Genomic DNA, 8,416 nt, shown 5'->3' on the forward strand with positions numbered 1-8,416 from the left:
CGCACACATACCCTGTAGGAGCTGCCGCAGGCTGCGATCTTTTGATCTTGCTATTGCAAAACAAAATCAAAAGATCGCAGCCTGCGGCAGCTCCTACAGGATTCATTGCGCCGAAATTAACTCAAAATGATGACCGGTAGCTACAGGACAGCGAACGTGCCTTGTGCTTTTGCGACCAGTTTGTCGCCCTGCATCACGTCGGCTTCAACCACCAACGTGCGGCGGCCGGGGTGAATAACCCGCGCCGTGCACATGACCTCGCCGTCGGAAACGGCGCGGATATAGTTGATCTTGCACTCGATGGTCGCGCTCTGCTGATCGAAACCGTGGGTGCTGGAACAGGCCAGCCCCATGGTGATGTCGACCAGACTGAACAGCGCGCCACCGTGCAATTTGCCGCCGCGATTGCGCAGTTCCGGTTCCAGCACCAGGGCGACTTGCGCCACCCCGGTTTCCAGGCTGTGCAGGCGGCAGCCCAACAGCTTGAAAAACGCGCTCTCGACGAGCCCGGCCGGAATCTCCATCAGCGTTTCTTCAACTGCTTGGCGTTGGCGAACAGCGAGGCCATCGCATTGTTCACCGGCGCGGCGGTCGCGGTTTCCTTGCGTGGCGCATTGTTCGAAGGCTGGCGCTGCGCCGAGCCCGGACGCGATCCACGCGCACCGTCGATTTTCTCGCCCGGGGTGTCGCCCATGCGCATCGACAGGCCAACGCGTTTGCGCGGGATATCGACTTCCATGACCTTCACTTTCACCACGTCACCGGCCTTCACCGCTTCGCGTGGATCCTTGATGAATTTCTCCGACAGCGCCGAGATGTGCACCAGACCATCCTGATGCACGCCGATGTCGACGAAGGCACCGAACGCGGTCACGTTGGTGACGACGCCTTCAAGGATCATCCCCAGTTGCAGGTCTTTCAGGTCTTCAACGCCTTCCTGGAACTCGGCTGTCTTGAACTCCGGACGCGGGTCGCGGCCCGGTTTTTCCAGCTCTTGCAGAATGTCGGTGACGGTGGGTAGACCGAAGGTCTCGTCGGTGAATTTCTTCGGATCCAGACGCTTGAGGAAGCTTGCATCGCCGATCAGCGAGCGGATGTCGCGGTCGGTTTCAGCGGCAATACGCTGCACCAGCGGATAGGCTTCCGGGTGAACCGCCGAGGAATCCAGCGGGTTGTCGCCGTTCATCACGCGCAAAAAACCGGCCGCCTGTTCGAAGGTTTTTTCGCCCAGACGCGCGACTTTCTTCAGGGCTGCACGGGTTTTGAACGCGCCGTGCTCATCGCGGTGAGTCACGATGTTCTGCGCCAGTGTCGAGTTGAGGCCGGAGATACGGGCCAGCAGCGCCACCGAAGCGGTGTTTACATCAACGCCGACGGCGTTTACGCAGTCTTCAACTACTGCATCCAGACCGCGCGCCAGTTTCAGTTGCGAAACGTCGTGCTGGTACTGGCCGACACCGATGGATTTCGGATCGATTTTCACCAGCTCTGCCAATGGATCCTGCAGACGACGGGCGATGGACACGGCGCCACGGATCGATACGTCGAGATCCGGGAATTCCTTGGCCGCCAGTTCCGATGCCGAGTACACCGACGCGCCGGCCTCGGAGACCATGACCTTGGTCATTTTCATCGCCGGGTATTTTTTGATCAGCTCGATTGCCAGTTTGTCGGTCTCGCGGCTGGCGGTGCCGTTGCCGATGGCGATCAGGTCAACCGAGTGCTTGGCGCACAGGGCGGCCAGAATGGCGATGGTCTGATCCCACTTGTTGTGCGGCACGTGCGGGTAAACCGTGGCGTGATCAAGCAGCTTGCCGGTGGAGTCGACCACGGCCACCTTGCAACCGGTACGCAGGCCCGGGTCGAGGCCCAGAGTAGCGCGCGGGCCGGCCGGGGCGGCCAGTAGCAAGTCGTGCAGGTTGTGGGCGAACACGTTGATCGCCTCGGTTTCGGCGCCGTCACGCAGTTCGCCGAGCAGGTCGGTTTCCAGGTGCGTGTAGAGCTTGACCTTCCACGTCCAGCGCACCACTTCGCCGAGCCATTTGTCGGCCGGACGGTTCTGGTTCTGGATATTGAATTGCTGGCCGATCATGCCTTCGCACGGGTGCATGGTGCCCGGCAGCTCGTCGCCGACTTTCAGCGCGGAGCTGAGGATGCCTTCGTTGCGGCCACGGAAAATCGCCAGCGCGCGGTGCGACGGCATGCTTTTCAGTGGTTCGTCGTGTTCGAAGTAGTCGCGGAACTTGGCGCCTTCCTCTTCTTTGCCAGCGATAACGCGGGCACTCAGGGTGGCTTCCTGTTTCAGGTAATTACGCAGTTTTTCCAGCAAGCTGGCGTCTTCGGCGAAACGCTCCATGAGGATGTATTTGGCGCCTTCGAGGGCAGCCTTGACATCGGCTACGCCTTTTTCGGCATCGACGAAGCGTGCGGCTTCGGTTTCCGGGGCCAGGTTCGGGTCGTTGAACAGACCGTCCGCGAGGTCGCCGAGGCCGGCTTCCAGGGCGATCTGGCCCTTGGTGCGGCGCTTCTGCTTGTACGGCAGGTACAAGTCTTCGAGGCGGGTTTTGGTGTCGGCAAGCTTGATGTCGCGCTCAAGCTGCGGGGTGAGTTTGCCTTGCTCTTCGATGCTGGCGAGGATGCTGATGCGCCGTTCGTCGAGTTCTCGCAGGTAGCGCAGGCGCTCTTCCAGATGACGCAACTGGGTGTCATCGAGGCTGCCGGTGACTTCTTTCCGGTAACGGGCGATGAAGGGAACGGTTGAGCCTTCATCGAGTAGCGCGACGGCCGCTTCGACCTGTTGTGGGCGTACGCCGAGTTCCTCGGCGATGCGGCTGTTGATGCTGTCCATAAAACCACCTGACATATTGTGAAAGCAGGCTCGCAGGCACGGAAATAAAGGCCCGGAGTCTGGTTGAGCGGCATGAAGATGGCCGCTGCCTGGGTCAAAAGGCACCCCATTGACCCGTGAAATCGAACAATTACTGCGGTTGCCATGAAAAAAACCGGCTGCCACCTGCGGTAACGATTCAGACGTTGCCTGGCACAAAACGCCGCGCATTATAACCAGCGTTCTGTCATTCGGGGGCGTTGCAGTCTGTAGGCATAAACCCCGGTTTTCTGGCAGTGAAGGAAAAATCTGCTAACAATGCACACGGTGCGTATAACGGCAGCTACGCCATAATGCGCGCCGAGCTAAAAGGAGCATCCAATGAGCAGCACTGCACAAACTGCTGAAGGCGAAAAAATTCTTATCGTTGATGACGATCCGGGGCTGAGCAGCCTGCTGGAACGTTTCTTCGTCAGCAAGGGCTACCGCGCCCGTACCGTTCCGAACACCGAGCAGATGGATCGTCTGTTGTCGCGTGAGGTGTTCAATCTGGTCGTACTCGACCTGATGCTGCCGGGCGAAGACGGCCTGACCGCTTGCCGCCGTCTGCGCGCCGCGAACAATCAGATCCCGATCATCATGCTCACCGCCAAAGGCGATGAGATCAGCCGCATCAAGGGCCTGGAACTGGGCGCCGATGACTATCTGGCCAAGCCGTTCAACCCGGACGAGCTGATGGCCCGGGTCAAAGCCGTTCTGCGCCGTCAGGCCGCACCGGTGCCGGGCGCGCCGGGGAGCGAAGACGAAAACGTCACCTTCGGTGATTACGTGTTGTCGCTGGCCACCCGCGAACTGAAGCGCGGCGACGAAGTGCACATGCTCACCACTGGTGAGTTTGCGGTACTCAAGGCCCTGGTGATGAACGCGCGTCAGCCGCTGACCCGCGACAAGCTGATGAACCTGGCCCGTGGCCGCGAATGGGATGCCCTCGAGCGTTCCATCGACGTGCAGATCTCGCGTCTGCGCCGGATGATCGAACCCGATCCATCCAAGCCGCGCTACATCCAGACTGTCTGGGGCGTGGGCTACGTGTTCGTACCGGATGGCGCCGCCACCAAGTGATCGGCGATTTGTAGGAGCGGGTCTGTCGGGCCCGGGTTGAATGACCCGGCCCGCAGACTCGCAATCCGCAATATGCGAGCATTGCTCGCTCCTGCAAGTGTGTAGCGGTTATTCATGAAAACCCCCGTCTGGTTCCCCCAAAGTTTTTTCTCCCGCACCCTCTGGCTGGTGCTCATCGTCGTGCTGTTTTCCAAAGCGCTGACCCTGGTTTATCTGTTGATGAACGAGGACGTGCTGGTGGATCGTCAATATAGCCACGGCGTCGCTCTGACGCTGCGCGCCTATTGGGCCGCCGACGAAGAAAACCGCGCGAAGATCGCTGATGCCGCGACCCTGATCCGCGTGGTCGGCGCTGGCGTGCCGGAAGGCGAACAGCACTGGCCGTATAGCGAAATCTACCAGCGGCAGATGCAGGCGGAGCTGGGCGCCGACACCGAAGTGCGTTTGCGCATGCATTCGCCGCCGGCGCTGTGGGTTCGCGCGCCGAGCCTCGGTGATGGCTGGCTGAAAGTACCGCTGTACCCGCATCCCTTGCGCGGCCAGAAAATCTGGAACGTGCTCGGCTGGTTCCTCGCCATCGGACTGCTGTCGACGGCGTCGGCGTGGATTTTCGTCAGTCAGCTCAATCAGCCGTTGAAACGTCTGGTGTTTGCCGCGCGTCAACTCGGTCAGGGCCGCAGTGTGCGTCTGCCGATCAGCGATACGCCGAGCGAAATGACCGAGGTGTATCGCGCCTTCAACCAGATGGCCGAAGACGTCGAGCAGGCCGGACGCGAGCGCGAGTTGATGCTGGCGGGGGTTTCCCACGATTTGCGTACACCGTTGACCAGATTGCGACTGTCGCTGGAATTGATGGGCGATCGCAACGACCTGACTGACGACATGGTGCGTGACATCGAGGACATGGACGCGATTCTCGACCAGTTCCTCGCGTTTATTCGTGATGGTCGTGATGAATCGGTGGAAGAGGTCGATCTTAGCGATCTGGTGCGTGAGGTGGCTGCGCCTTACAACCAGAATGAAGAGAAAGTCCGTTTGCGTCTGGAGCCGATTCAGCCGTTTCCGCTGCGTCGGGTGTCGATGAAACGACTACTGAACAACCTGATCGGCAACGCCCTGAATCATGCCGGCAGCAGCGTGGAAGTTGCGGCTTATGTGAGCGGTGACGTCAGCGCGCCGTATGTGGTGCTGAGCGTGATGGATCGAGGGGCGGGGATTGATCCTTCAGAGCTCGAGGCGATCTTTAACCCGTTTACTCGCGGCGATCGTGCTCGGGGCGGGAAGGGCACTGGCTTGGGTCTGGCGATCGTGAAGCGGATTGCTTCGATGCATGGCGGCAATGTTGAGCTGCGCAATCGGTCCGGGGGTGGATTGGAAGCGCGAGTCAGGTTGCCGCTGGGGTTGATGTTGCCGCGGGATGCCGTTTAAAACATAAAACCCTCACCCCAGCCCTCTCCCAGAGGGAGAGGGAGCCGACCGAGGTGTCTGGCGTCATACATCGACCTGAAATTCCGAGTCGATTATGGATTCGGTAAAGATCGATCATGTCGGCGGAGTTTTCCAATATCCCCCAATCAGTCCCCTCTCCCTTCGGGAGAGGGTTAGGGTGAGGGGCTCTTGCTCTTCGCTCTAGCCCTTGCCTTTGGTGCGCGTCATATTCGGCCCACCATTCTTTTCCAGATGCTCAATGATGATCCCCGCCACATTCTTCCCGGTGGTGGTCTCAATCCCTTCCAGCCCCGGCGACGAGTTCACTTCCATCACCAGCGGCCCGTGATTGGAACGCAGAATATCCACACCCGCCACCGCCAGGCCCATGACCTTCGCCGCTCGCAACGCGGTCATGCGTTCTTCCGGCGTGATCTTGATCAGGCTCGCGCTGCCGCCACGGTGCAGATTGGAACGGAACTCACCCGGTTTCGCCTGACGCTTCATCGCCGCGATCACCTTGTCGCCGACCACGAAGCAACGAATATCCGCGCCGCCCGCTTCCTTGATGTACTCCTGCACCATGATGTTCTGCTTCAGGCCCATGAACGCCTCAATCACCGATTCCGCGGCAGTCGCGGTTTCGCACAGCACCACACCGATGCCCTGGGTGCCTTCCAGCACTTTGATCACCAGCGGCGCGCCGTTGACCATGTCGATCAGATCGGGAATGTCATCCGGCGAGTGAGCAAACCCGGTCACTGGCAAACCGATGCCGCGACGCGAGAGCAATTGCAGCGAACGCAATTTGTCCCGGGAACGGGCAATCGCCACCGATTCGTTGAGCGGGAACACCCCCATCATTTCAAACTGACGCAACACGGCGCAGCCATAGAACGTCACCGACGCACCGATCCGCGGAATCACCGCGTCGAAACCTTCCAGCGGTTTGCCGCGATAGTGGATCTGCGGCTTGTGGCTGGCGATGTTCATGTAGGCGCGCAACGTGTCGATCACTACCATTTCATGCCCGCGCTCGGTTCCGGCTTCGACCAGACGGCGGGTGGAATACAGACGCGGGTTCCGCGACAGCACAGCGATCTTCATGCAACACCTGTGGAGGAGGTAGATACCGGGAACACCGGCTTGTCTTGTACATATTTGATACCCGGATTGACCACCAACTGGCCGTCGATCAGGGCTTTGGAACCGAGCAACAGGCGATAACGCATGGACTTCCGGCAGGCGAGGGTGAACTCGACCGGCCAGACCCGATCACCCAAGGCCAGGGTGGTGCTTATCACGTAGCGCACCTGCGCATGGCCGTTGGAGCTTTTAATGGTTTTGCGCGTCACCAGCGGCGCTTCGCAGCGGCGGTGACGTAACTGCACCACCGTGCCCAAGTGCGCGGTGAAACGCACCCATTTCTCGCCGTCGCGTTCGAACGGTTCGATGTCGGTGGCATGCAGACTGGAGGTGCTTGCCCCGGTGTCGATTTTCGCCCGCAGGCCCGCGACTCCCAAATCCGGGAGCGCCACCCACTCGCGCAGACCGACAACGGTCAAATGATCAAATGTCTTCAATAGATAAAAACCAACGATTAACGCGTCCAAGCCTCAGGTGCTACCTGGGCCAACGCTTTGAATGCAGGTCTGGCGAACCAATAGCCTTGCATCAGAAATATTCCACAGTCCGCCAGGAAATCCCGTTCACCGGCGCTCTCAATGCCTTCGGCAATGACTGTAACGTCCAACTCCGCACAGATTGTGACAATCCCCCGAACGATCGCCTGACGAACACGGTCGCGATCGACATCGCGGATCAGCGCCATGTCGAGTTTGATCAGATCCGGTTGGAAATCAGCCAGCAGATTGAGCCCCGAATAACCGGCACCGAAGTCATCGATGGCGGTCTTGAAGCCGAATTCGCGGTATTCACGCAGAATATTGGTCAAATGGCGATAGTTATCTACGTGCTCGCTTTCCAGGGTTTCGAAAATCAATCGGTCGATCGGGAAATTGTGTTTTTTTGCCGCCTCCAGAGTGCTGCGAATGCATAACTCTGGACGATAGACCGCGTTGGGCATGAAGTTGATCGACAAGTGTGTCTGCATATTTAGAGTGGCCGCGCCTTCGATGGCGCGGGTGCGGCAGAGCTGGTCGAAACGGTAGCGGTTGTCTTCTGTAACTTGATCCAACACGGTGAACGCGCCTTCACCGGCCACACCGCGTACCAGCGCTTCGTTGGCGAAAATCGACTGATCGCGCAGATCGACGATGGGTTGATAGGCGAAGGCAAACTCGAAGCCCAGCGGCTCGCTTTGCTGGCAGCCTTGGCAACCGGCCTTGGGCGAAGTTAATGAAGATGGAAATTTTGTCACTCGATCTCTCCGTGCCGATGAACCGGCCTGGATCACAGTCTATCTGGAGGGCCGGGTTGTTGCGCCCGACAGAAACGGTAGTACAGTTCCGACTACTGGCTGACCGAGGAATTCATATGGCGCAAAAACAGGAAGAGGACGACAAGGTTCGTCTCGACAAGTGGCTGTGGGCCGCACGTTTTTACAAGACTCGCGCGTTGGCCAAAGCCGCCATCGAGAGTGGCAAGGTGCATTGTCGGGGCGAGCGCTGCAAGCCTGGCAAAGAGCCACGCATTGGCGATGAGTTCGAGATTCGTATGGGGTTCGAAGTGCGTACGGTGAAGGTCGAGGCGCTGTCGATCGTGCGACGCGGTGCGCCCGAGGCGCAGACTTTGTACGCGGAGACTGCCGAGAGTGTTGCCAAACGTGAAGCGGCGGCGGCAATGCGCAAGGCCGGGGCGTTGGGGGTCAGCACCGACGGCAAGCCGAGCAAGAAACAGCGGCGGGATTTGTTCAAGTTTCGCGGCAGCAGCCACGACGAATAAGCGCGACGTTTGTGCATTGTTTGTACTGGCCTCTTCGCGGGCAAGCCTTGCTCCTACAGTGAGTCATACTTGTAGGAGCAAGGCTTGCCCGCGATCGAGTGCGCAGCACTCGCCATGGACGACGCGGTATCAGGC

The 8,416-nt window shown here is 59.5% G+C and carries 8 protein-coding genes; 3 read left to right on the forward strand and 5 right to left on the reverse strand.

Annotated elements, in window-relative coordinates; all coding sequences use genetic code 11:
• Positions 1-140: 140 nt before the first annotated feature.
• Entirely contained in the window at positions 141-524 is a 384-nt protein-coding gene (locus QMX93_RS28450; protein WP_282358866.1) for a PaaI family thioesterase, read from the reverse strand.
• Entirely contained in the window at positions 524-2,848 is a 2,325-nt protein-coding gene (locus tag QMX93_RS28455) for a Tex family protein (RefSeq protein WP_282358868.1), read from the reverse strand. The genes QMX93_RS28450 and QMX93_RS28455 overlap by 1 nt, the downstream gene beginning before the upstream one ends.
• A 360-nt stretch (positions 2,849-3,208) precedes the next feature.
• On the opposite strand from QMX93_RS28455, the gene ompR reads away from it, so the two are divergent.
• Together ompR and QMX93_RS28465 are read left to right on the forward strand one after the other, a co-directional pair.
• Complete coding sequence (ompR, locus tag QMX93_RS28460) at positions 3,209-3,949, forward strand: two-component system response regulator OmpR (RefSeq protein ID WP_008080479.1); 741 nt, start codon at positions 3,209-3,211, stop codon at positions 3,947-3,949.
• 114 nt (positions 3,950-4,063) lie between these two features.
• The gene (locus tag QMX93_RS28465; RefSeq protein ID WP_053116529.1) at positions 4,064-5,377 is read left to right on the forward strand and encodes an ATP-binding protein; all 1,314 of its coding nucleotides are present in this window, start codon (positions 4,064-4,066) and stop codon (positions 5,375-5,377) included.
• Positions 5,378-5,578: 201 nt separating this feature from the next.
• Here QMX93_RS28465 and rimK read toward each other — a convergent pair whose 3' ends face one another.
• The 3 genes from rimK to QMX93_RS28480 are packed head-to-tail and all read right to left on the reverse strand — an operon-like array spanning position 5,579 to position 7,757.
• Positions 5,579-6,484 (reverse strand): 30S ribosomal protein S6--L-glutamate ligase, encoded by a 906-nt coding sequence (rimK, locus tag QMX93_RS28470; protein ID WP_007949201.1) that lies wholly within the window; start codon positions 6,482-6,484, stop codon positions 5,579-5,581.
• Positions 6,481-6,942, reverse strand: a complete 462-nt coding sequence (locus tag QMX93_RS28475) for an ATP-dependent zinc protease (RefSeq protein WP_171057267.1) — start codon at positions 6,940-6,942, stop codon at positions 6,481-6,483. The genes rimK and QMX93_RS28475 overlap by 4 nt, the downstream gene beginning before the upstream one ends.
• A 35-nt stretch (positions 6,943-6,977) precedes the next feature.
• Positions 6,978-7,757 (reverse strand): EAL domain-containing protein, encoded by a 780-nt coding sequence (locus QMX93_RS28480; protein ID WP_212544758.1) that lies wholly within the window; start codon positions 7,755-7,757, stop codon positions 6,978-6,980.
• A 116-nt stretch (positions 7,758-7,873) separates the two neighbouring features.
• On the opposite strand from QMX93_RS28480, the gene QMX93_RS28485 reads away from it, so the two are divergent.
• Positions 7,874-8,281, forward strand: coding sequence for a S4 domain-containing protein (locus tag QMX93_RS28485; RefSeq protein WP_282358872.1), 408 nt, complete (start codon positions 7,874-7,876; stop codon positions 8,279-8,281).
• The last annotated feature ends 135 nt before the right edge of the window (positions 8,282-8,416 follow it).

The sequence above is a fragment of the Pseudomonas sp. PS01303 genome (genome assembly GCF_029959385.1).
GTDB lineage: Bacteria > Pseudomonadota > Gammaproteobacteria > Pseudomonadales > Pseudomonadaceae > Aquipseudomonas > Aquipseudomonas rustica.